Origin of the sequence: Bradyrhizobium sp. SSBR45G (assembly GCF_030159255.1) — a bacterium.
Taxonomy (GTDB): domain Bacteria; phylum Pseudomonadota; class Alphaproteobacteria; order Rhizobiales; family Xanthobacteraceae; genus Bradyrhizobium.
In genome coordinates this window covers 1-21,738 of the sequence record NZ_BSCT01000062.1, presented here as the reverse complement: position 1 = coordinate 21,738, position 21,738 = coordinate 1, and the positions used below count along the sequence as shown (strand labels likewise).

The following is a 21,738-nucleotide window of genomic DNA, read 5'->3' as shown; positions in this document are numbered from 1 at the left end:
CAGCGGCGCGAATTGCGCTATGGTCCTCCTCAACCAAAGCGGCCGACAGAGCCGCGTCTCAGGAGGAAGACCATGGATGTGACCCGCCGGGACTCCGGCCATCTCATGCTGATCACGCCCGAGCGCGTCTTCTACGCCGGGCTGCTCGGCCGTCCCCGCCAGCGCTGCTCGGGCGCGTTCCATATCTATGTCGCGCTCACCGGCAACTTGCGGCTGTCGGCCGAAGGCGCAGAGGCACGCAGCGGCGAATTGCTGGTCGTGCCGCCGAACAAGCCGCACACCATCGAGAGCGACTATCGCACCGTCATCGTCGTGACCATCGAGCCGGAGAGCGTGCCGATCGGCACCCTCGACCGGTTCGCGAGCAAGGTCGCGCGCGAGGCCGAGGTGTTCGCCTGCCGCATCCGCGCCGCCTATGAGGAGCTGGTGCAGCGGCCGCTCTCCGGCGACGTCACCGGCGCGATTTTCGACCGGCTGTGTTTTGGCGAGGTGCTGCCGCAGCGGACGCTCGATCCGCGCGTGGTCAAGGCGATCGGCCTGATCAGCCGCTTCTCCGGCGAGCCTGCGACCGCCGAGAGCTGTGCCGCCGCGGTCGGCCTGTCGACGTCGCGCTTCCTGCATCTGTTCAAGGAGGAGACCGACATCTCCTTCCGCTCGTTCCGGGCCTGGAAGCGGGCGCGGCATCTGCTCAACTATGCCAACCAGGATCTCAACCTTGCGCATCTCGCGCAGGACATCGGCTATCCCGACTCGACCCATTTCAGCCATTCGATCCGCCGCTTCTACGGCCTGAAGCCGCGCGCGATCTTCTCCGGCTCGCGTGATCTCGCGATCTATCGCAGCGGCGAGGCCGCGTTGACCTGAGGCGGCTTCGCTGCGCGCCGCGTCAGCGCCGCGCGCAGCGGAAACTTCGACAGTTCGAGCACGATCAAGGTGGCGAACCCGGCGCCGACGGTCACCGCGAGATCGTCCGCATGCAGCGGGCCGAACCGGAACAGCGCCGCCGCCACCGGCCAGGTCAGGCTGGTCGCAAGCACGGCGGCGACGATCGCGATCACCAGCAGCAGCACCCGGTTGGGCCGCGTGAAGGCTTCGCGCAGCGAGCTCGAGAACGAGCGGTTGACGAAGACGAGGCTGACGATCACGAACACCAGCGCAAAGAACACCAGCGCGCGGACCTCGTCCTCGGGCATGCCCGCCCGGCTCGCCATCAGCAGCACGCCTGATGTCGCGAGCAGCGCCAGAAGGCCCTGCAGCGCGCCCCACAGCACGAGCGCACGCGGCAGCAGCGGCTCCTGCGGATCGCGTGGCGGCCGCTGCATGACGTCGTGCTCCTCGATCTCGGCCTCGAACACCAGCGAGCAGACGGGATCGATGATCATCTCCAGGAAGGCGATATGCACGGGGCCGAGCAGCAGCGGCAGCCCGGTGACGAGCGGCAGCAGCGCGAGGCCGGCGATCGGAAAATGCACCGCGAGGATGAAGCACATCGCCTTGCGGAGGTTGTCGTAGATCCGCCGTCCCAGCCGGATCGCCTTCACGATCGAGCCGAAATCATCGTCGAGCAGCACGATCGCCGAGGCTTCGCGCGCGACGTCGGTGCCGCGGCCGCCCATCGCGATGCCGATATGCGCTGATTTCAGCGACGGCGCATCGTTGACGCCGTCGCCGGTCATCGCGACGATCTCGCCATCGGCCTTGAGCGCGTCGACGATCCGCAGCTTCTGCTCGGGCATGATGCGCGCGAACGCCGTCGGCGTCCGGGTGGCCCGCGCCAACGCCGCGTCGTCGAGAGCTGCGAGCTCCGGGCCGGTGATGATGCGCTCCGGCGTGATCCCGGCCTGGCGCGCGATGGTGGCGGCGGTCGCCGGATAGTCGCCGGTGATCATGATGATGCGGATGCCGGCGGAGCGGCATTCGGCCACGGCGGCGGGCACCTCCGGCCGCAGCGGATCGGCAAAGCCTGCGAGGCCGCAGAACGTGAACGGGAACGCCTGCTGCGATTCAGGTAGCTCGGCATCGTCCCAGCTGGCCCACGCAATGCCAAGGACGCGCAATCCGCCGGCGGCCATGGCCTCGACCTGCGCCTGCAATTCGGAGAGCGCGGCGCCGGTGATGCCGCAGAGACCGGCGATCGCCTCCGGCGCGCCCTTGGCTGCGGCCACGACCTCGCCTCCGCCGGAGGACCACACATTGGTCATCGCCAGCAGCTCGGGGCGCAGCCCGTAGCGCCGCAACAGTGTCTCGCCGGGGATCTCGGCGCCGATCGCCTGCAACGCCTTCTCCATCGGATCATGCGACTGCGGATCGCAGGCCAGCACCGCCGTGGCGACGAGGTCGCGGAAGTCCGGTGTCACTGCGTCCGGCGATGCGGCTGCGGGGCTGAGCACCGCGCCGTCGCGCCGCATCAGGCTTGCCACCGTCATCCGGTTCTGCGTCAGCGTGCCCGTCTTGTCGGTGCACAGCACCGTCGCAGCACCGAGCGACTCGATCGCCGAAGCGCGCCGCGTCAGCACGCGCGCCTGCGAGATGCGCCAGGCGCCCATCGCCATGAACACGGTCAGCACCAGCGGGAATTCCTCGGGCAGCATCGACATGCCCAGCGCAATGCCCGCGAGCACGCCATCGAGCCAGCCGCCGCGATACATCGCATAGAGCACGACCGTGATGGCCACCACGATGCCGCCGCCGATCGCGAAGGCCGTGACCAGCCGCGTCGTCTGTTGCTGCAGCCGCGGCGTCTCGGTTTCCACGGCGGTCACGGCCTGGCCGATCCGTCCGATCGCGGTGTGCGGCCCGGTCGCGGTCACCTCGGCGAGGCCCGTGCCGCGCACCACGAGGCTGCTGGAGAACACCAGCGGCTGGTCGTCGCCGCCGGCGGCTTGGCTCGCGACGGTTTCCTCGCTGGCCGCAGCGCGCTTGCGCACCGGAACCGATTCACCGGTCAGCAGCGATTCATCGGTCAGCAGATCGTCGCATTGCCGCAGCACCGCATCGGCCGCGACGCGATCGCCCTCGGTGAGCACGATCAGGTCGCCGCGGACGACCTCGCGGCCGGCGATGCGCATCTGCTCGCTGTCGCGGATCACCAGCGCGCGCGGGCTGGAGAGATCGCGCAGCGATTCCAGCACGCGCTCGGTGCGGGCCTCCTGCACGATGGTGATGACGATCGAGGCCGAGGCGAACACGCCGAGCAGGATCGCCTCGGCGTGATCGCCGAGCAGCAGATAGATGCCGGCGCCCGCGAGCAGCAGCGCCAGCATCGGCTCCTTCAGCACGTCCGCGATGAGACGAAGGACCGAGCGACTGCGGGTCTGTTGCAGCTCGTTGAAACCTTCGGCCGTCAGGCGCGCGGATGCCTCGGCCGCGCTCAGCCCGGCCGGGCCGATGGAAGCAGTCTGTAAGCCGGTTGGCATGGCACCCCTCGATGATCAGGGCTATCGCATATAACGATCGAAGTGTTGCGCTCGTCCACCTCCGCGTCGTCATGGCCGGGCTTGTCCCGGCCATCCACGTCGTCCGCCATACTGAGAACGACGTGGATGCCCGGGACGGAGCCCGGGCATGACGATGTGGAAACGGCTTCGCGAAAACTCAGATTGGTCATATGCGATAGCCTTGCCTCGATGACGGTCGTCCCACTGCATAGCGCGGTTGGTCACCCCGGGCTTGAGGCAAAGCAATATCAGCAGCCTTGGTTCCCGTCAGCCAGTCAACGCAAGCAGATCGCCCGCAATATTCCCATGCTGCGGATCATCAGCGCAGCCTGTGTTGCGCGTGTCAGATCGAACGAGTGCCATGAGCGACAAAGCCGTCATTACCTGCGCGCTGAATGGCGTGCTCACCGATCCCAGGCAGCATCACGTGCCAGTTACGCCGGAGGAGATGGCGCGCGAGGCGCGCCGCGCCTATGACGCGGGCGCGTCGATCATGCACATCCATCTGCGCCAGCAGGCGCCCGGCAAGGGCCATCTGCCGTCGTGGGAGGTCGATGTCTCGCGCGATATCCAGCAGGCGATCCGCGAAGCCTGTCCCGGCGTGGTCATCAATCACACCTCCGGCGTCTCCGGGCCGAACTATCAGGGCGCGCTCGACTGCATCAGGGAAACGCGGCCGGAGATTGCCGCCTGCAACGCCGGCTCGCTGAACTATCTGAAGGTCAAGGCCGACAACAATTGGGCATGGCCGCCGATGATGTTCGACAATTCGGTCGAGAAAATCTCGGACTATCTCGCGGTCATGAAGGACGCCAGGACGATTCCGGAGTTCGAATGCTTCGACGTCGGCATCGTGCGCTGCGTCGGCATGTACCGTCAGACCGGGATGTACGCAGGTCCGCTCGAATATAATTTCGTCATGGGCGTCGCCTCGGGCATGCCGGCCGATCCGGAGCTGCTGCCGATTTTGCTGAAGCTGAAGCTGCCGGAGGCGAACTGGCAGGTCACTGCGATCGGCCGCGCCGAGATCTGGCCGCTGCATCAGCGCTGCGCCGAGCTCGGCGGTCATCTGCGCACCGGGCTCGAGGACACTTTCTATCTCGGCGACGGCACCAAGGTGACCTCGAACGGCCAGCTGATCGAGGCGATCGCCGCCTGCGCGCGGCGCGCGGGCCGCGAGATCGCCAGCCCCGCCGAGGCGCGGCAGATGTTCGGCACGGTGAACTGAACGCAACATGCTGCCGTCATTGCGAGGAGCCGAAGGCGACGAAGCAATCCAGGGCCGAGTGCGCGACTCTGGATTGCTTCCGCCTTCGCCCGAGGGGCTTCGGCGGACACGTCGTCGCTTCGCTCCTCGCAATGACCTGGATGGGGAGGGAGTGAACCAATGACCAATCTCGACGCCACCGGCGGCGTGTCCGGCCCCGGCCGCATCGGCCGCGTGGCCATCGGTGACCTGTTGAAGCGTGCGGCGCGCCGCTTTCCGGATCGGGTGGCCATCACCGACGGTAGCCGCCAGGTCACCTTCACCGAGCTGGAGCGCGATGCCAACCGGTTCGCGAACTGGCTCGTTGCAAAGGGCCTGAAACCGGGCGAGACGATCTCGACCGTCTGCAACAACTCGGTCGAGTTCGTCAAAGCGCTGTTCGGCATCCATCGCGCCGGCCTGGTCTGGGTGCCGATCAACACCATGCTCGGGCCGGCCGACATGGACTACATCCTCGGCCACGCCGAGGTTCGTTTCGCCATCATCGACGACAATCTGTTCGCACAGGCCGAGCGTCGTGCGGCGCTGGAGAAACGCGGCGTCGAGCTGGTCGCGATCGACCTCACCGGCACGGCGAAAGCCGTCGGGCTCGCCAGCTTCAACGACCTCATCCAGGGCCAGTCGGACGTCGAGCCTGACATCGAGATCGGTGATCGCGATCTGGCGATGATCATCTACACCTCCGGCACGACGTCGCGGCCGAAGGGCGCGATGCATTGCCATCTCGCGGTCGTCATGGCCGTGATGAGCAATTGCATCGAGATGCAGCTGTCGCGCGACGACGGCATCACCGGGCAGTTCCCGCTGTTCCACTGCGCCGGCCATGTGCTGCTGCTGAGCTATCTCTCGGTCGGCGGCCGCATGGCGCTGATGCGCGGCTTCGATCCGGTCGCCTGCATGGACGCGATCGTGCGCGACCGCCTCACCGTGTTCGTCGGCCTGCCGCTGATGTACCAGGCGATCCTCGACCACCCGCGCCGCAAGGAGTTCGACCTCTCGCATCTGCGCACCTGCCTCTACACGATGGCGCCGATGAGCCGGCCGCTGCTGGAGCGCGCGATTCATGAGCTGTGCCCGAACTTCGTGCTGACCAGCGGCCAGACCGAGATGTATCCGGCGACGACGATGTCGCGGCCCGAGGTGCAGCTCAATCGCTTCGGCAATTATTGGGGCGAGTCGCTGTTCGTCAACGAGACCGCGATCATGGACGATGCCGGCCATCTGCTGCCGCCCGGAGAGATCGGCGAGCTGGTGCATCGCGGGCCCAATGTGATGATGGGCTACTACAAGGACCCGAAATCGACCGAGGACGCGCGAAAATTCGGCTGGCATCACACCGGCGATCTCGCGGTCATCGACAACGGAGAGGTGCTGTTCCTCGACCGCAAGAAGGACATGATCAAGTCCGGCGGCGAGAACGTCGCCTCGGTCAAGATCGAGGAGACCCTGCTGGCGCATCCGGCGGTGCAGAACGCGGCCGTGGTCGGCTTGCCGCATCCGCAATGGGGCGAGGCGGTCTCGGCCTTCGTCAAGCTCAAGCCGGGCGCGCAGGCGAGCGAGACTGAGCTGCTCGAGCACTGCCGCAAATCACTCGGTGGCTTCCAGGTGCCGAAGCTGGTGCGTGTGCTCGAGGAAATGCCGATGACCGCCACCGGCAAGCTGCGCAAGGTCGAGCTGCGCCAGGCCTATGGCGAGCATTTCGCGGCGAAGAGCGCGTGAGCTGTTTCCTCCACTCCTTCCGTCATTCCGGGGCGCGCGTAGCGCGAGCCCGGAATCCATACTCCCGGTCGTAGTTATGGATTCCGGGCTCGCGACTTCGTCGCGCCCCGGAATGACGCCAAAAGAGAGAATTCGTTTCGTGGCTACAATCGACAACACCATCTCTCCCACAGGCGCCGCCTTTCAGGCCAATCGCGACGGCATGCTCGGGCTGATCGCGCGGATGCGCGATCTCGAGGCGCGGACGCGCAATGCGTCCGCCGCGGCGAAGGATCGCTTCCATCAGCGCGGCCAGCTGCTGCCGCGCGAGCGTGTCGCACTCGTGCTCGATCCGGGCGCACCGTTCCTGGAGTTGTCGACCTTGGCCGGCTACATGTTCGATACGCCCGACCCGGCCAAGAGCGTGCCGGGGGGCGGCGTCATCGGCGGCATCGGCTTCGTCTCCGGCGTGCGCTGCATGGTCTCGGCCAATGATTCCGGCATCGATGCCGGCGCGCTGCAGCCCTACGGGCTCGATAAGACGCTGCGGGTGCAGGAGCTGGCGCTGGAGAACAAGCTGCCTTATTTGCAGCTGGTCGAGAGCGCCGGCGCCAACCTGCTGCGCTACCGCGTGGAAGACTTCGTCCGCGGCGGCAACATCTTTCGCAATCTGGCGCGGCTGTCGGCGGCCGGGCTTCCCGTCGTCACGGTGACGCATGGATCGTCGACCGCAGGCGGCGCCTATCAGACCGGCCTGTCGGACTACATCGTGATGGTGCGCGGCCGCACCCGGGCCTTCCTGGCCGGACCGCCGCTGTTGAAGGCGGCGACGGGCGAGATCGCCACCGAGGAGGAACTCGGCGGCGCCGAGATGCACACCGCGATCTCCGGCCTCGGCGACTATCTCGCCGAGGACGACCGCGATGCGCTGCGCATCGCGCGCGAGATCATGGGCAAGCTGAATTGGGACCGGCCGTCGCACGACGCGTCCCAGGTAAAGCCGCCGCGCTACGACCAGGACGAGCTGCTCGGCATCATGCCGCTCGACCACAAGCGCCCCGTCGACATGCGCCAGATCATCGCGCGCATCGTGGATGACAGCGATTTCGTTGAGATGTCGCCGAACTACGGCCCAGCGACCGTGTGCGGCCATGCCCGCATCGAGGGACAGGCGATCGGCATCGTCACCAACAACGGCCCGCTCGATCCGGCCGGCGCCAACAAGGCGACGCATTTCATCCAGGCCTGCTGCCAGAGCCGCACGCCGATCCTCTACCTCAACAACACCACCGGCTACATGGTCGGCCGCGCCTATGAGGAGGCGGGCATGATCAAGCACGGCTCCAAGATGATCCAGGCGGTGACCTCGGCGACGGTGCCGCAGATCACGATCTATTGCGGCGCCTCGTTCGGCGCTGGCAATTACGGCATGTGCGGCCGCGGCTTCCACCCGCGCTTCTGCTTCTCCTGGCCGAACGCGAAGACCGCGGTCATGGGCGGCGAGCAGGCCGCGGAGACGATGGCGATCGTGACGGAAGCCGCCGCCGCACGCCGCGGCAAGCCGGTGGAGCGCGACAAGCTCGACGCCATGAAAGCGCAGATCATCGGCGTGTTCGACAGCCAGATGGACGTGTTCGCGACCTCGGCGCGCGTGCTCGACGACGGCGTGATCGATCCGCGCGACACCCGCGCGGTGCTCACGGAGGTGCTGGCGATCTACCGCGAGGCGGAGGCGCGTGAACCGCAGCAGATGCAGTTCTCGGTGGCCCGGCCATGAGCGGAGAGATGATGAGGATGTCGCGCAGGCCGTTCCACAAGGTGCTGATCGCCAACCGCGGTGAGATCGCGGTGCGGATCATGCGCACCGCGCGCCGGCTGGGCCATGGCGTCGTGGCGGTGTATTCCGACGCCGACGCTGACGCGCCGCATGTGCGGCTCGCCGATCAGGCCGTCCATATCGGTGCGCCGCCACCGGCGCATTCTTATCTGAACATCGCGGCAATCATCGAAGCGGCGAAAGCGACCGGTGCGGACGCCGTGCATCCGGGCTACGGCTTCCTCGCCGAAAACGAAGACTTCGCGCAGGCCTGCAAGGAGGCCGGGCTGGTCTTCATCGGTCCGTCGCCCGAGGCGATCAAGGCGATGGGCAACAAGGCCGGCGCCAAGGTGATCATGAGTTGCGCCGGCGTGCCCTGCGTGCCCGGCTATCAAGGCGAGGATCAGGGTGACGAGGTCATGCTGCGCGAGGCGCGGCGTATCGGCTTTCCTGTCATGATCAAGGCGGTTGCTGGTGGCGGCGGCCGCGGTATGCGGCTGGTGACGGATGCGGCCGCGTTCCCCGATCTGCTGCGCAGCGCGCGCTCGGAAGCCGTGGCCGCGTTCGGCGACGGCACGGTGATCCTCGAAAAGGCGATCGCCAATCCGCGCCACATCGAGATCCAGGTGTTCGGCGATACCAATGGCAACGCCGTGCATCTTGGCGAGCGCGATTGCTCGGTGCAGCGGCGGCATCAGAAGCTGATCGAGGAGGCGCCGTCGCCTGCGGTCGGGCCGGAGCTGCGCGCGCGCATGGGCGCGGTGGCGGTGCAGGCGGTCAAGGCGCTCGGCTACGAGGGCGCCGGCACCTTGGAATTTCTGCTCGATGGCGACGGCCAGTTCTACTTCATGGAGATGAACACGCGGCTGCAGGTCGAGCATCCCGTGACGGAGGCGCTCACCGGTCTCGACCTCGTGGAGTGGCAGCTGCGCGTCGCCGCGGGCGAGCCGCTGCCGCTGCGCCAGGAGGAGATTCGATTCTCGGGCCACGCGATCGAGGTGCGGCTGTGCTCGGAGGACGCCGCGCATGACTTCATGCCGCAGTCGGGACGGATGGCGCTGTGGCAGATGCCCGGCGCGATCCGCGTCGAGCATGCGCTGGAGTCCGGCGCGGAGATTCCGCCCTATTACGATTCGATGATCGCCAAGCTCATCAGCCATGGCGCCAGCCGGGAAGAAGCGCGGGCGCGGCTGATCGTCGGCCTGGAGCAGGCCGTCGCGCTGGGTGTCGCGACCAACCAGAGCTTCCTTCTGTCCTGTCTGCGACATCCGGCTTTCGCAGCAGGCAAGGCGACCACGGCCTTCATTCCAGCGCATCGTGACGAGCTGCGCGCGCCGGCGGTGGATGCGAAGGACATTGCGCTCGCCGCGCTGCTGCTCTCCGTCAGCCATCCGCTCGCCCATCCCGTCCGCAGCGGCCGCTCGCTCGCGGCTGCCTTTGCGACGCCACTCCGGTTCGAGATCGGCGGTGAGGTCCGCGAGTGCGAGCTGTTGTGCGAGCGCGACGGGACCTTTCGTGTGAGCCATGAGAGCGTCGAGCATCGCTTGGAGATCGTGTCGCTCGGCGACGATACGATTCGTGTTCGCCACGCTGACATCGTCGACAGCGCACGCTTCGTTCGAGACGCCGACCGTCTGTGGGTGCAGCGGCGCGGTGTCACGCTGATGCTGCGCGATCTCACGCTGGCCGCGCCGCAGTCGACGGGCGCCGCCGGTGGTGATGGCAAGGTCCGTGCGGCTTTGAATGGTCGCGTCGTCGCAGTGCTGGTGAAGCCCGGCGATCGCGTCGCGCTGGGTCAGCCCGTCGTCACGCTCGAAGCCATGAAGATGGAGCACGTCCACACCGCCGGCATCGCCGGAACCGTGACCACGATCGACGTGGCGGAGGGCGACCAGGTGACCACGGGCCGCATTGTCGCGGAGATCGTGGGCTGATCGTCGCGCGAGCGTGTGCGCTCGCACGATGCAAGCCACGCGATCGCTGCGCTCCCCTCCCCCTTGCGGGGAGGGGGTGGGGGTGGGGGGCCACGCGCACTGAACTTCGTTAAACGCGCCTTCGATGTTCTCAGGACGTCATTGATTTGCGAACCGGCGCCGGGTTACTGCAACCGACAACACAGCAAGTCAGCGTTCGTCTCTTGCGAGAATGAACACGGGCATTCCACGTTGATCGAGCGCTGACAACGTACAACGGGACTCGCGGAGCCCCCACCCCCGACCCCTCCCTGCAAGGGGAGGGGAGCGCACCGCCATCGGGGCGAGAGGTCGATTCCGACGATCAGAGACGTGAATTCCACTGCGTTGTTCAAAGGGGGGCGGCCCCGATCGTCAAACAACATAACAATCGTTGCCGTGCCACGCCGACATGCTCGTCACCGGTGCAATTGCTGCTTCAACGCCGCGACCAGACGGGCGGTCTGGAACGGTTTTGACAGCAGCGGCGCGCGGGCGAATTCTTCCGGGCATTGATCGACGGAGTATCCGGTCACGGCGACGAACGGCACGCCGGCGGCGACCAGGGCGCGGGCGATCGGCGCGGAGGTTTCCAGTCCGAGATTGACGTCGAGCACCGCGAGATCGCAGGTGTGGCGCTTCAGCAGATCGAGCGCCTTGGCCACCGTCGGCGCCACGCCGACCACCGCAAAGCCGACATCTTCCAGCTCGACAGCGAGGTCGAAGCCGATCATGGGATCGTCCTCGACGATCAGGATGTGAATCTTGTCACCGCTTCGCATGGAGTCGGCTGCGGCTGAGGCGTTGCAAGGGGCAGGCGAGATGCCAGCGCAGGCCGGTCACCGGAAACTGCACCTCCACCGTTGCATCCAATCCGGACTGCACCATGTCGGAGATCACGCGGCTGCCGAAGCCGGTATGGGTGGGCGGCGCGACCTGCGGGCCGCCATTCTCCGTCCAGCTCATGTCGAAGATCGTTCCATCGGTGCGCCAGCGGATCACGATCCGTCCGTCGTCGTTCGACAGCGCACCATATTTCGCAGCGTTGGTCGCGAGCTCGTGGATCGCCATGCCGATCGTCTGCGCCGCTTCCGGCGTCAGCTCGATCTGCGGCCCCTCGATGGCGATGCGGTTGCCGATGGGATCGCTGAAGGCGCCGAGCTGGGAGCGGACGAGGTCGCCGAGCGGAATGAAGCGCCAGTCGTTCTGGATCAGGAGATCCTGGTTGCCCGCGATCGCCTGCAGCCGTTCCAGGAAGCGGCTGAGGTCGAGCTGGCGGCCATGGCGCGTCATCTGCCGGGCGATGGCCTGCACCAGCGACAGCAGGTTCTTGCTGCGATGGTTGACCTCCGCAAGCAGGGTTCGCAGCTGCTCGCGGGTCTGGCGCTTATCGGTGATGTCACGCACGATCTTGGAGGCGCCGATGATGCGGCCGGTGCCGTCGCGCACCGGCGAGACCGTGACCGAAACGTCGATCTGCGCGCCATCCTTGCGAATGCGGATCGTCTCGAAATTATCGACGATCGCGCCGGAGATGACGGTTGCCAGGATACGGTCCTCCTCGGCCTGGCGTTCCGGCGGAATGAGCCTGCGGATCGACTGGTTGATCATCTCCGACTCGGAATATCCGAAGATGCGTTCCGCGCTCCTGTTCCAGCTCGTGATCGTGCCGTCCAGGGTCTTGCTGACGACGCCGTCCGAGGACGAGGCGACGATCGCCGCGAGCATGGCCGCGCTGCGCTCCGCCTTCTTCGACTGAGAGACATCGCGAACGATTCCCGAGATTCCGATGATGCCGTCGGCCTTGGTGCGGATGGGCGAGAACGTGATGGAGACCTCGATCGGGCGGCCCTGCCTGGTCAGCCGGACCGTCTCGAAGCTCTCGACCGACTCGCCCATGCTCACCCGGGCGCGAATGGCGCGGGCTTCCTCGTGCAGCTCGGGAGGAATGATGTCGAACACGGAGGTGCCGATCATCTGCGCGGCGCTATACCCGAGCATTCGTTCACAAGCCCGGTTCCAGCTGCGGATTACGCCGTCATTGTCCGTGCCGAGGACGGCGTCGGCGGAGGAGTCGACGATGGCGGCCAGATAGGCCGTATCGTCATCGGCTGCGCGTCGGACGGGGGAGGCGCCGGACTTTCCGTGCACGTCGCATGCTCCTTGCTAACAGGACAATAGAGAAGACGCCGTGCACATGATTAGCGGCTTGTTTGTGTACGAATGCAAGCACGATCTCGATCGCATGTTTCTTGTTGGTTTTCCGGTGACGAGCAGGGTGCCGAGCTGCCGCGAACGATCGAGAGGTGCGATCATCGCGATCGCTCCGCGTGGCCTGAACTCCACGGCGAGTACACCAAACGTGGAACTCGGATTTTTGTTCCCGGCAATCGCGGCCGGGCCGGGAGCTGGGCCCCGCGCCGCTGCTGTTGCAAGAGCAAGCCGTTGGCAACCTTGGAGGCGCACATGGGCGTCCGGCTCGCTCGGGGAAGCGTACCTGATTACTTCCGCAGGCTCAGAACATAGGTTGCGAGGTCGGCGGCGTCGGCCGGGCTGAGCGGGTTGTTGGCCATGGTCGCATGCGGCAGCAGGAGGAATTTGACCAGCAAATCCCTGGTCAGGCCGTCCTTGGCCGCAATCGCGACGAAGGGCCGTGCGCGCCGGAATTTGGCCGGCTCGGTGCCGACGGCGTGGCACTCGGCGCACCAGCGCTCGGCGAGCTGCCGGCCGTGATCGAGGTCATCGGCCGCGGCGGGGACCGTGGCGAGGATGAGCAGCAGGACCGACAATGCGATGATGCGCGGCAACAGCGATCCTCCTCACAGCGGCTGGTCGTCGTCCGTCGACGGCTGCTCCTGCAGGGAGACGATGTCGCCGCCGCCGAACTCCTCCTCCGGGGGCGGGTAGACCCACATGTGGTCGCGCACATCCCTGACGCCCTGCACGCTCTTGGCGGCCGCGATCGCCGTGACCCGCTCGTTCTCGTGGCGCACGGCGCCGGTCAGATGCGCCACGCCGTTGCGGACGACGACGTTGAAGCGGCAATGCTTGCACGCGGCATGGTCGAGCGCGTCGAGAATCGCGCTGCGAATTCCGTCATCGTCGGGCGTGGGGCCCGGCACGGCGGTGGCGAGATCGGCCACCGTCTGCACGAAGTCGGTATGCGTCACCATGCCGACCAGCTGGTTGTCGCTCAGGACGGGCAGGCGCTTGATGTTGTGCTTCTCCATCGTCTCGGCGATCTCGGCCAGACCCGCATCGGCGGTGACGGTGACCGCCGGCTGGCTCATGATGTCGCCGACGGTGCGGCCATGCGAATGGACGAAGTCGGCGCCGATGCGGCCGCGCCCGACCAGCAGATCGAGCCAGCGGCCGCGCCTGCGTTCGGTGCCGAGCTCGGCGCGGCGCAGGAAGTCGCCGTCGGTAACCATGCCCACCAGCGTGCCCGCGGCGTCGACCACCGGCAGCCCGCCGATATGGTTGCGCAGCATGATCCGCGCCGCCTCGGCCACCGGCGTTCCCGGCGTAACCGTGATCACGGATCTCGTCATGATTTGATGAGCGCGCATGGGGGTCTCGTGGAACTGCTGCCGTCACGATCCGGTCATGATAGCCGCGCCGCTCCGCCCGGGCTTGACGAGGATCAAGCCAGGCGCAGGCCAGCTACACGATCCGCGAGGTCTTGTTGCCCCAATAGCGGTCGCGCAGCAGGCGCTTGTAGAGCTTGCCGGTCGGCAGCCGCGGCAGCTCCTTCTCGAAATCGATCGAGCGCGGCACCTTTTGCCGCGCCAGCGACTGCCGGCAGAACGCGATCAGCTCCTCCTCGAGCGCAGGCCCCGGCGTGATGCCGGACATCGGCTGGATCACCGCCTTCACCTCCTCGCCGAGATCCGGATTGGGCACGCCGAACACCGCGGCGTCGGCGACCTTGGGGTGGGTGATCAGCAGGTTCTCGCATTCCTGCGGATAGATGTTCACGCCGCCGGAGATGATCATGAAGGTGGCGCGGTCGGTGAGGTAGAGATAGCCATCGGCATCGACATAGCCGACGTCTCCGACCGTGCTCATCGTGCCGTCGGCCGAGCGCGCCTCCCGGGTGCGCTCGGGGTCGTTGAAGTACTCGAAGGGCGAGCCGGTCTTGAACCACACCGTGCCGGCGGTGCCGACCGGGCACGGCTGCATGTTCTCATCGAGGATATGCAGGTCGCCGAACAGCACCTTGCCGACGGTGCCGCGATGCGCCAGCCATTGCGCGCTGTCGCAGGCGGTGAAGCCGAGGCCTTCGGTGGCGCCGTAATATTCGTGAATGATCGGCCCCCACCATTTGATCATGTCCTCCTTGACCTGCGCCGGGCAGGGCGCCGCGGCATGGATCGCGACTTCGAGCGAGGAGAGGTCGTAGCGCGTGCGGATTTCTTCCGGCAGCTTCAGCATGCGCGAGAACATCGTCGGCACCAGCTGGGTGTGGGTGATGCCCCACTGCTCGACCAGCTGCAGATAGCGCTCGGGATCGAAATTCTCCATGATGATTGCGGTGCCGCCGACCCGGATGGTGAGGTTGACCGCGGCCTGCGGCGCGGAGTGATACAGCGGCGCCGGCGACAGGTAGATCATGCCTTCGCGGTAGCGCCACAGCTTTTCGAGAAAGTCGAAGATCGGCAGCTGCTGCACCGGCGGCTGCTCGGGCAGCGGCCGCAGGATGCCCTTCGGCCGCCCCGTGGTGCCTGAGGAGTACAGCATCGCGGTGCCGACGCATTCGTCGGCGATCGGCGTCGCCGGCAGGCCGGCGGTGGCCTCCGCGAGGCCGACGATGCGCTCGCTCTCACCGGGACCATCGGCAACGATGCAGAGCTCGATGGTCGGCGCCTCCTTCAGCGCCTCGCGCGCGACATCGAGCTTGGCGAGCGAGGTGATCAGGAGCCGCGACTGGCTGTTGTTGAGAATGTAGGCGAGCTCGCCCGCCGTGAGATACGAGTTCACGCAGGTGAAGTAGAGTCCGGAGCGCTCGCCGGCGCCGCACGTCTCGAGATAGCGGCTGTTGTTCTCCATGAAGATCGAATAGTGGTCGAGCCGCTTGAGGCCACGCTGCCGGAACAGATGCGCCAGCCGGTTGCTGCGGGCTTCCAGCTCGCGATAGGTCACCGTCTCGCCGGTCGATGCCATGATGAAGGCGGGCTGCAGCGGGCGCAGCCTTGCGTGCTTGCCGGTGTACATCGTGTTGTTTCCCCCAACTTTTTTTGCCGACTGAACGTTGTCACGCGGGCTCTGGCGGCCCATTGCGTTGTCATCGCCGCTGATGGAACCCGCGCAGTCGCTCGGTCGTATGCGACGCACGGGCACCTGTCCGTCTCCACGGAACTTGAAGCTTGGTCATGTTGCAACCGGCCAGTTCCCGGCGCGCGTCTGCTCGCGCCCAGGATGACGACCTCGCCTCGGGAACAATGTATCGGAGCAGATCCGAAGCGTCATGTCGAAAAGAATGGCGCGCAGAGAGCGACCAGCGACGCGGATATTTCGCTGCGCAAAAAGCGCCTCGACAGTCAGCTGCGCTGCAGTATGATCAACGTCAGGTTTTGAACTCTGACGCGGCTCGTTGCCGACCGCTGCATGCGAAAACTGAGTCATCGACTGACGCTCTCGAAGACCCGGACGCCCTGAGGGGCGGCCGTGGCGCTGTGCAGAGGAGATGATGTTGAGCCCACCCCTCTCTCCGGTTCCATTCGTCCTTGCTCGACTAGTCCACCGACATGGGCTCCGCCGCCTGGGAGCGTGGCTCGTTCTCGGATTGGGGCTGAGCGCATGCAGCGACAAGCCGCAGCAGCCGGCCGCAGCTCCGGCGCCGCCGCCGGTCACAGTGGCCGCGCCGACCAAGCGGATCGTCACGGACTGGGATGAGTTCACCGGCCGGTTCGAGGCGGTCGAGGAAGTTCAGGTGCGCGCGCGGGTCGGCGGCTTCGTGACCAGTGTCGAGTTTCGCGACGGCGCGATGGTCAAGACCGGCGATCTGCTCTACGTCATCGATCCGCGCCCGTTCGAGGCGGTCGCCAAACAAGCCGAAGGCCAATTGGCTGATGCGCGCGCCAAGGCGGAGCTCGCCAGGCGCGAACTCGATCGCAGCCTGACGTTGAACCAGAGCCAGGCCGTCTCCGATTCCATCGTCGATCAGCGCCGTCAGGCGCTGCAGGCGGCCCACGCCGCGCAAACGCAGGCCGAGGGCGCCCTCAACGCGGCGCAGCTCAATATCGAGTTCACGCATGTGCAGGCGCCGATCACCGGCCGTGTCAGTCGCCATCTCGTCAGCGTGGGCAATCTCGTCCAGGGCGACAACGGTGCTTCGACGCTGCTGACCACGATCGTCTCGATGGACCCGATCTATATCTATTTCGATATGGACGAGGCGACCTACCTGAAGAACAACCGGCTCTATTTCGAGGGCAAGCGGCCAAGCTCGCGCGACACGCCCAATCCGGTGCAGGTGACGCTGGCCGGCGAGGCCAAGCCCTCGCACGACGGCAAGATGGACTTTCTCGATAACCGTCTCGATGCGTCGACCGGCACCCTGCGCAGCCGCGCGGTGATTCCCAATCACGACCTGTCGATCCTGCCGGGGCAGTTCGCGCGCGTCAGGCTGATCGGCAGTGCGCCGTACGAGGCGCTGCTGTTGCCGGACACCGCCGTCGCCACCGATCAATCGCGGAAGATCGTGTTCGTCGTCAAGGACGACGACACCGTGGAGGCGAGGCCGGTCGTGCTCGGGCCGCTCGATGAAGGTCTGCGCGTGATCCGTGAAGGCCTCAGGGCGGAGGACCGCGTCATCGTCGAGGGACTGCAGCGCGCACGGGTCGGCGCCAAGGTCAGTCCGCATCCTGCAGCCCAGTCGAGTGGCAAGACCGGTGACAAGACATGAATCTCGGCCGGCTCTCCATCAATCAGCCGATCCTGGCGATGGTGCTGTCGATCGTGCTGCTGATCATCGGCAGCCTCGCCTACACGACCCTGCCGGTGTCGGAATATCCGCAAGTGGTGCCGCCGACGGTCGTTGTCACCACACAATATCCGGGCGCCTCCGCGCAGACGGTGTCCGACACGGTCGCCGCCCCGATCGAGCAGGAGATCAATGGCGTCGACGACATGCTGTATCTCTACAGCCAGGCGACGGCGAACGGTCAGCTGAACATCACGGTGACGTTCAAGCTCGGCACCGATCTCGACAAGGCGCAGGTGCTGGTGCAGAACCGCGTCGCCATCGCGCAGCCCCGCCTGCCCGAGGAGGTGCAACGCAACGGCGTCGTCACCCGCAAGAACAGCCCCGACCTGATGATGGTCGTGTTCATGCTGTCGCCTGACGACACGTTCGACCAGACCTACATTTCGAACTACGCGCTGCTGCAGGTCCGCGATCAACTCCTCCGGCTCGACGGCGTCGGCGACATCCAGATCTTCGGCGCGCGCGACTATTCGATGCGACTGTGGCTCGATCCCGACAAGATCTCGAACCTCGGCATGACCGCAGGTGACGTGCTCGCCGCCATCCGCGCCCAGAATCTGCAGATCACCGGAGGCCAGATTGCCTCGCCGCCGATTGCCGACCGCGCCTTTCAGCCCAATCTGACCTTCTCCGGCCGGCTGAAGGAGCCGCAACAGTTCGAGGACATCGTCGTCAAGGCCGGCAGCGACGGCCGCACGGTCCGGCTGCGCGACGTCGCCCGCATCGAACTCGGCGCGTTGGACTTCTCGACCAACGGGTTTCTGCTGCGGAAATCGGCCGTGGCGATGCTGGTGTTCCAGCGTCCCGGCTCCAACGCGCTCGCCACCGCCAAGCGCATCTCCGATACGATGACCAGCCTCAAGACCAATTTCCCGAAGGGGCTGGACTACAATATCGGCTACAATCCGACCGAGTTCATCGCGCAGTCCGTCAGCGAGCTGGTGAAGACGATCTACGAGGCGATGCTGCTCGTGGTGATCGTGGTGCTGGTGTTTCTGCAGGGCTGGCGGCCGGCGATCATTCCCATCATTGCCATCCCGGTCTCGCTGGTCGGCACCTTCGCGGTGATGGCGGCGCTCGGCTTTTCGATCAACAATCTCACGCTGTTCGGCCTCGTGCTCGCGGTCGGCATCGTGGTCGACGACGCGATCGTCGTCGTCGAGAATGTCGAGCGGCACCTCGAGGACGGCATGAGCCGGCGGGACGCCGCGCTCAAGACCATGGAGGAGGTCGGCGGCGCACTGGTGTCGATCGCCCTGGTGCTGTGCGCGGTGTTCGTGCCCACGGCCTTCATCGGCGGCATCTCCGGGCAGTTCTTCCAGCAATTCGCCGTCACCATCGCGGTCGCGACCGCGATCTCGTGCTTCTGCTCGCTGACCTTGTCGCCCGCGCTGGCGTCGCAGCTGCTGCAGGCCCATGGCGACAAGCGTCCCCCTGCACGCTGGAACGTCATCGCGCGCGGCTGGGGCGCCTTCACGAGCCTGTTCAACCGGGTGTTCGAGCGGCTGGCGCACGGCTATGCCCGTGTAGCAGGTTTCGTCATCCATCATGCCGCGCTGATGCTGCTGATTTATGCGGTGCTGATCGGCGGTGCCGGCTGGCTGCTCACCACCACGCCGCAGGGCTTCATTCCGGCGCAGGACCGCGGCTACGTGATTGTCGCCGTTCAATTGCCGGGCGCCGCCTCGCTGGCGCGCACCACCGAAGTCGTGCGCAAGATCGAGAACATCGCGCTGGCCACGCCGGGCGTCGTGCGCGTCCCCGCGCTGGCGGGATTGTCCGGTGCCACGCGTACACAGGCGGGCAATGCGGCGGCGTTGTTTCCGGTGTTCGACGAGCCCGAAGCGCGGGCCAAGCGGGGGCTGACCTCCAATTCCATCACCGCCGAGTTGCGCAAGCGGCTGGCGGTGATCGAGGAAGCCTTCATCATCGTGATCCCGCCACCCGCGGTGCCCGGCATCGGCACCGGCGGGGGCTTCACGATGCGCATCCAGGACCGCCAGGGCCGCGGCAGCAACCTGCTGGCGGCCGCGACCGACGACCTCGTCGCGGCCGCGCGCAAGGCGCCGGGATTGACGGCGGTGTTCTCGCCCTACAGCGCCAACACGCCGCAGGTGTTCGTCGACATCGACCGGGTCAAGGCGCAGAAGCTCGGCGTTCCCATCGCCAACATCACCGATACGATCGAGACCTATTTCGGCTCGGCCTATGTCAACGACTTCAATCTGTTCGGCCGCACCTACCATGTGACGGCGCAGGCCGATCTGCCGTTCCGTAAGGAGACCGCGGATCTGGCGCGGCTGCGCACCCGCAATGCCGCTGGCGACATGGTGCAGCTCGGCAGCGTCGTCGACTTCAAGGATGTTTCCGGGCCCGATCGCGTTGCGCGCTACAATCTCTATCCGTCGTCGGAGGTGCAGGGCGAGACGCTGCCGGGAACCAGCTCGGCGACCGGGATCGCCACCATGAAGCGGCTCGCGGACGAGACCCTGCCGAGCGGCTTCTCCTATGAATGGACGGATCTGAGCTATCAGCAGGTCACCGGCGGCAATTCGGGGCTCTATGTGTTCCCGATCTGCGTGCTGTTCGTCTTCCTGGTGCTGGCAGCGCAATATGGCAGCTGGAGCCTGCCGTTCGCCGTCATCCTGATCGTGCCGATGTGCCTGCTCGCCGCCACCATCGGTGTCAGGATCATGGGGCAGGACGTCAACATCCTGACCCAGATCGGCTTCGTGGTGCTGGTCGGTCTCGCCGCCAAGAACGCGATCCTGATCGTGGAGTTCGCCCGGGACATCGAGCGCGAGGGCCGTGATCGGCTGGAGGCCGTGATCGAGGCCTGCCGGCTGCGCCTGCGGCCGATCCTGATGACCTCGTTCGCCTTCATTCTCGGCGTGCTGCCGCTGGTGGTCTCGACGGGGTCGGGGTCGGAGATGCGGCAGGCCGTCGGCGTCGCGGTCTTCTTCGGCATGCTCGGCGTGACGCTGTTCGGACTGATCTTCACGCCGATCTTCTACGTTGTGGTGCGCAATCTCGCCGACCGCGCCACCGGGACGAAGCCGGTTTCGGCGCACGAGCACTCGTGACGGGCGCCCAATTGCGGGCTGCCGGGGAAGGGGTGGGCGAGGCCGGGGTTATCACGTAACATCGGCCGGCGTTCGGGATCCTGTTTGGGACCGGGACCGCATCAAAACAAAAGTGCTGGGAGAACATTCATGAAATCGGGGTTTCTGGCCGTTGCTACCGTGGGGGCGCTGCTGGTGGCAGGGCCGGCATCGGCACAGGTCAAGATCGGCATCCTCAATGACCAGTCCGGCGTCTATGCCGATTACGGCGGTAAATATTCCGTCGAGGCCGCCAAGATGGCGATCGAGGATTTCGGCGGCGAGGTGCTGGGGCTGAAGGTCGAGCTGGTCACCGCCGACCACCAGAACAAGCCGGATCTGGCGTCGTCGATCGCGCGGCGCTGGTACGACACCGAAGGCGTCGACATGATCACGGAGCTGACGACATCCTCGGTCGCGCTCGCGATCCAGGACCTGTCGAAGGAAAAGAAGAAGATCGACATCGTGGTGGGCGCGGCGACCTCGCGCATCTCGGGCGATGCCTGCACGCCCTACGGCTTCCACTGGGCCTATGACACCCGCGCGCTTGCCGTGGGCACCGGCGGCGCGCTGGTCGAGTCCGGCGGCGACAGCTGGTTCTTCATGACCGCGGACTACGCCTTCGGCTACGCGCTCGAGAAGGACACCAGCGACATCGTGACGTCCAAGGGCGGCAAGGTGCTGGGCTCGGTGCGCATCCCGCTCAACTCGTCCGACTTCTCCTCCTTCCTGCTGCAGGCGCAGAGCTCGAAGGCCAAGATCATCGGGCTCGCCAATGCCGGCCTCGACACCACCAACTCGATCAAGCAGGCGGCCGAGTTCGGCATCGTCAAGGGCGGCCAGAAGCTCGCCGGCCTGTTGATGACCTTGTCGGAGGTGCACGGCCTCGGCCTCGAGGCGGCGCAGGGCCTGGTGCTGACCGAAGGCTTCTATTGGGATCGCGACGACAAGTCCCGCGCCTTCAGCGAGCGCTTCCTCAAGCGCACCTCGCGGATGCCGAGCATGATCCACGCCGGCACCTATTCGGCGACGCTGTCGTACCTGAAGGCGGTCAAGGCGGCCGGCACCAAGGAGTCGGATGCCGTCGTGGCGAAGCTCAAGGAGCTTCCGGTCGATGACGCCTTCGCGCAGGGCAAGGTGCTCGCCAACGGCCGCATGGTCCACGACATGTATCTGTTCGAGGTCAAGAAGCCGTCGGAATCGAAAAAGCCGTGGGACTATTACAAGCAGCTCGCCACGGTCCCTGGCGACAAGGCGTTCTTCTCCGCCAAGGACAGCGGCTGCCCGCTGACGAAGTAGCTGCTCCACACAACGGTGTCGTCCCGGGCTTGACCCGAGACCCATACCGCGTGAGCCGTCTTGAGGCAGGCTGGGCGTCGAAGACTCGTGCGACCGACGTCCGCCGGTGGCTATGGGTCCCGGCTTTCGCCCATAGGCGCTAAAATAGACTTGCGGCGAAGAATCAGTTGTGATTCCAAC

14 protein-coding genes are annotated in these 21,738 nt (G+C 66.2%); 8 read left to right on the top strand and 6 right to left on the bottom strand.

Annotated features, from left to right (window positions below; translation table 11 throughout):
• Positions 1–72: 72 nt before the first annotated feature.
• Positions 73–864, top strand: coding sequence for an AraC family transcriptional regulator (locus tag QQL87_RS36310; protein WP_284423908.1), 792 nt, complete (start codon positions 73–75; stop codon positions 862–864).
• Here QQL87_RS36310 and QQL87_RS36305 read toward each other — a convergent pair.
• Positions 834–3,416, bottom strand: coding sequence for a cation-translocating P-type ATPase (locus tag QQL87_RS36305; RefSeq protein WP_284423907.1), 2,583 nt, complete (start codon positions 3,414–3,416; stop codon positions 834–836). The genes QQL87_RS36310 and QQL87_RS36305 overlap by 31 nt on opposite strands.
• Positions 3,417–3,798: 382 nt before the next feature.
• On the opposite strand from QQL87_RS36305, the gene QQL87_RS36300 reads away from it, so the two are divergent.
• From QQL87_RS36300 to QQL87_RS36285, 4 genes are all read left to right on the top strand, one after another.
• On the top strand, positions 3,799–4,665 hold the full coding sequence (locus QQL87_RS36300) for a beta-keto acid cleavage family enzyme (protein WP_284423906.1): 867 nt from the start codon (positions 3,799–3,801) through the stop codon (positions 4,663–4,665).
• A gap of 159 nt (positions 4,666–4,824) precedes the next feature.
• Positions 4,825–6,423: an AMP-binding protein gene (locus QQL87_RS36295; RefSeq protein WP_284423905.1), complete on the top strand. Its 1,599-nt coding sequence runs from the start codon at positions 4,825–4,827 to the stop codon at positions 6,421–6,423.
• A gap of 139 nt (positions 6,424–6,562) precedes the next feature.
• A complete protein-coding gene (locus tag QQL87_RS36290) occupies positions 6,563–8,179 on the top strand; it encodes an acyl-CoA carboxylase subunit beta (protein ID WP_284423904.1) in 1,617 nt (538 codons plus the stop codon).
• Positions 8,180–8,196: 17 nt separating this feature from the next.
• Positions 8,197–10,152, top strand: a complete 1,956-nt coding sequence (locus QQL87_RS36285) for an acetyl/propionyl/methylcrotonyl-CoA carboxylase subunit alpha (RefSeq protein WP_284423914.1) — start codon at positions 8,197–8,199, stop codon at positions 10,150–10,152.
• Between the two features lie 437 nt (positions 10,153–10,589).
• Here the strand turns inward: QQL87_RS36285 and QQL87_RS36280 are convergent, their stop codons facing one another.
• The 5 genes from QQL87_RS36280 to QQL87_RS36260 all read right to left on the bottom strand — a co-directional run bounded on the left by QQL87_RS36280 (position 10,590) and on the right by QQL87_RS36260 (position 15,384).
• Positions 10,590–10,952, bottom strand: a complete 363-nt coding sequence (locus tag QQL87_RS36280) for a response regulator (RefSeq protein WP_284423903.1) — start codon at positions 10,950–10,952, stop codon at positions 10,590–10,592.
• Positions 10,939–12,321 (bottom strand): PAS domain-containing HWE histidine kinase family protein, encoded by a 1,383-nt coding sequence (locus QQL87_RS36275; protein ID WP_284423902.1) that lies wholly within the window; start codon positions 12,319–12,321, stop codon positions 10,939–10,941. The genes QQL87_RS36280 and QQL87_RS36275 overlap by 14 nt, the downstream gene beginning before the upstream one ends.
• Positions 12,322–12,671: 350 nt before the next feature.
• Positions 12,672–12,977, bottom strand: coding sequence for a c-type cytochrome (locus tag QQL87_RS36270; protein ID WP_284423901.1), 306 nt, complete (start codon positions 12,975–12,977; stop codon positions 12,672–12,674).
• 12 nt (positions 12,978–12,989) lie between these two features.
• Positions 12,990–13,739, bottom strand: a complete 750-nt coding sequence (locus tag QQL87_RS36265; RefSeq protein WP_284423900.1) for a CBS domain-containing protein — start codon at positions 13,737–13,739, stop codon at positions 12,990–12,992.
• A gap of 94 nt (positions 13,740–13,833) precedes the next feature.
• Entirely contained in the window at positions 13,834–15,384 is a 1,551-nt protein-coding gene (locus QQL87_RS36260; RefSeq protein WP_284423899.1) for an AMP-binding protein, read from the bottom strand.
• A 475-nt stretch (positions 15,385–15,859) separates the two neighbouring features.
• Between QQL87_RS36260 and QQL87_RS36255 the strand changes: the two genes are divergently transcribed.
• The 3 genes from QQL87_RS36255 (at position 15,860) to QQL87_RS36245 (ending at position 21,558) form a co-directional block, all read left to right on the top strand.
• The gene (locus tag QQL87_RS36255) at positions 15,860–17,077 is read left to right on the top strand and encodes an efflux RND transporter periplasmic adaptor subunit (RefSeq protein WP_502871256.1); all 1,218 of its coding nucleotides are present in this window, start codon (positions 15,860–15,862) and stop codon (positions 17,075–17,077) included.
• Positions 17,074–20,241: an efflux RND transporter permease subunit gene (locus tag QQL87_RS36250; RefSeq protein WP_284423897.1), complete on the top strand. Its 3,168-nt coding sequence runs from the start codon at positions 17,074–17,076 to the stop codon at positions 20,239–20,241. Before QQL87_RS36255 ends, QQL87_RS36250 begins: the two co-directional genes overlap by 4 nt.
• A gap of 129 nt (positions 20,242–20,370) precedes the next feature.
• Positions 20,371–21,558: an ABC transporter substrate-binding protein gene (locus QQL87_RS36245; RefSeq protein WP_284423896.1), complete on the top strand. Its 1,188-nt coding sequence runs from the start codon at positions 20,371–20,373 to the stop codon at positions 21,556–21,558.
• The last annotated feature ends 180 nt before the right edge of the window (positions 21,559–21,738 follow it).

What these genes read in the sequence shown, in the direction of transcription:
- QQL87_RS36310 (WP_284423908.1), top strand. Translation starts at nt 73, where the DNA reads ATGGATGTGACCCGCCGGGACTCCGGCCATCTCATGCTGATCACGCCC.
- QQL87_RS36305 (WP_284423907.1), bottom strand. Translation starts at nt 3,416, where the DNA reads ATGCCAACCGGCTTACAGACTGCTTCCATCGGCCCGGCCGGGCTGAGC.
- QQL87_RS36300 (WP_284423906.1), top strand. Translation starts at nt 3,799, where the DNA reads ATGAGCGACAAAGCCGTCATTACCTGCGCGCTGAATGGCGTGCTCACC.
- QQL87_RS36295 (WP_284423905.1), top strand. Translation starts at nt 4,825, where the DNA reads ATGACCAATCTCGACGCCACCGGCGGCGTGTCCGGCCCCGGCCGCATC.
- QQL87_RS36285 (WP_284423914.1), top strand. Translation starts at nt 8,197, where the DNA reads ATGTCGCGCAGGCCGTTCCACAAGGTGCTGATCGCCAACCGCGGTGAG.
- QQL87_RS36280 (WP_284423903.1), bottom strand. Translation starts at nt 10,952, where the DNA reads ATGCGAAGCGGTGACAAGATTCACATCCTGATCGTCGAGGACGATCCC.
- QQL87_RS36265 (WP_284423900.1), bottom strand. Translation starts at nt 13,739, where the DNA reads ATGCGCGCTCATCAAATCATGACGAGATCCGTGATCACGGTTACGCCG.
- QQL87_RS36260 (WP_284423899.1), bottom strand. Translation starts at nt 15,384, where the DNA reads ATGTACACCGGCAAGCACGCAAGGCTGCGCCCGCTGCAGCCCGCCTTC.
- QQL87_RS36255 (WP_502871256.1), top strand. Translation starts at nt 15,860, where the DNA reads ATGTTGAGCCCACCCCTCTCTCCGGTTCCATTCGTCCTTGCTCGACTA.
- QQL87_RS36250 (WP_284423897.1), top strand. Translation starts at nt 17,074, where the DNA reads ATGAATCTCGGCCGGCTCTCCATCAATCAGCCGATCCTGGCGATGGTG.
- QQL87_RS36245 (WP_284423896.1), top strand. Translation starts at nt 20,371, where the DNA reads ATGAAATCGGGGTTTCTGGCCGTTGCTACCGTGGGGGCGCTGCTGGTG.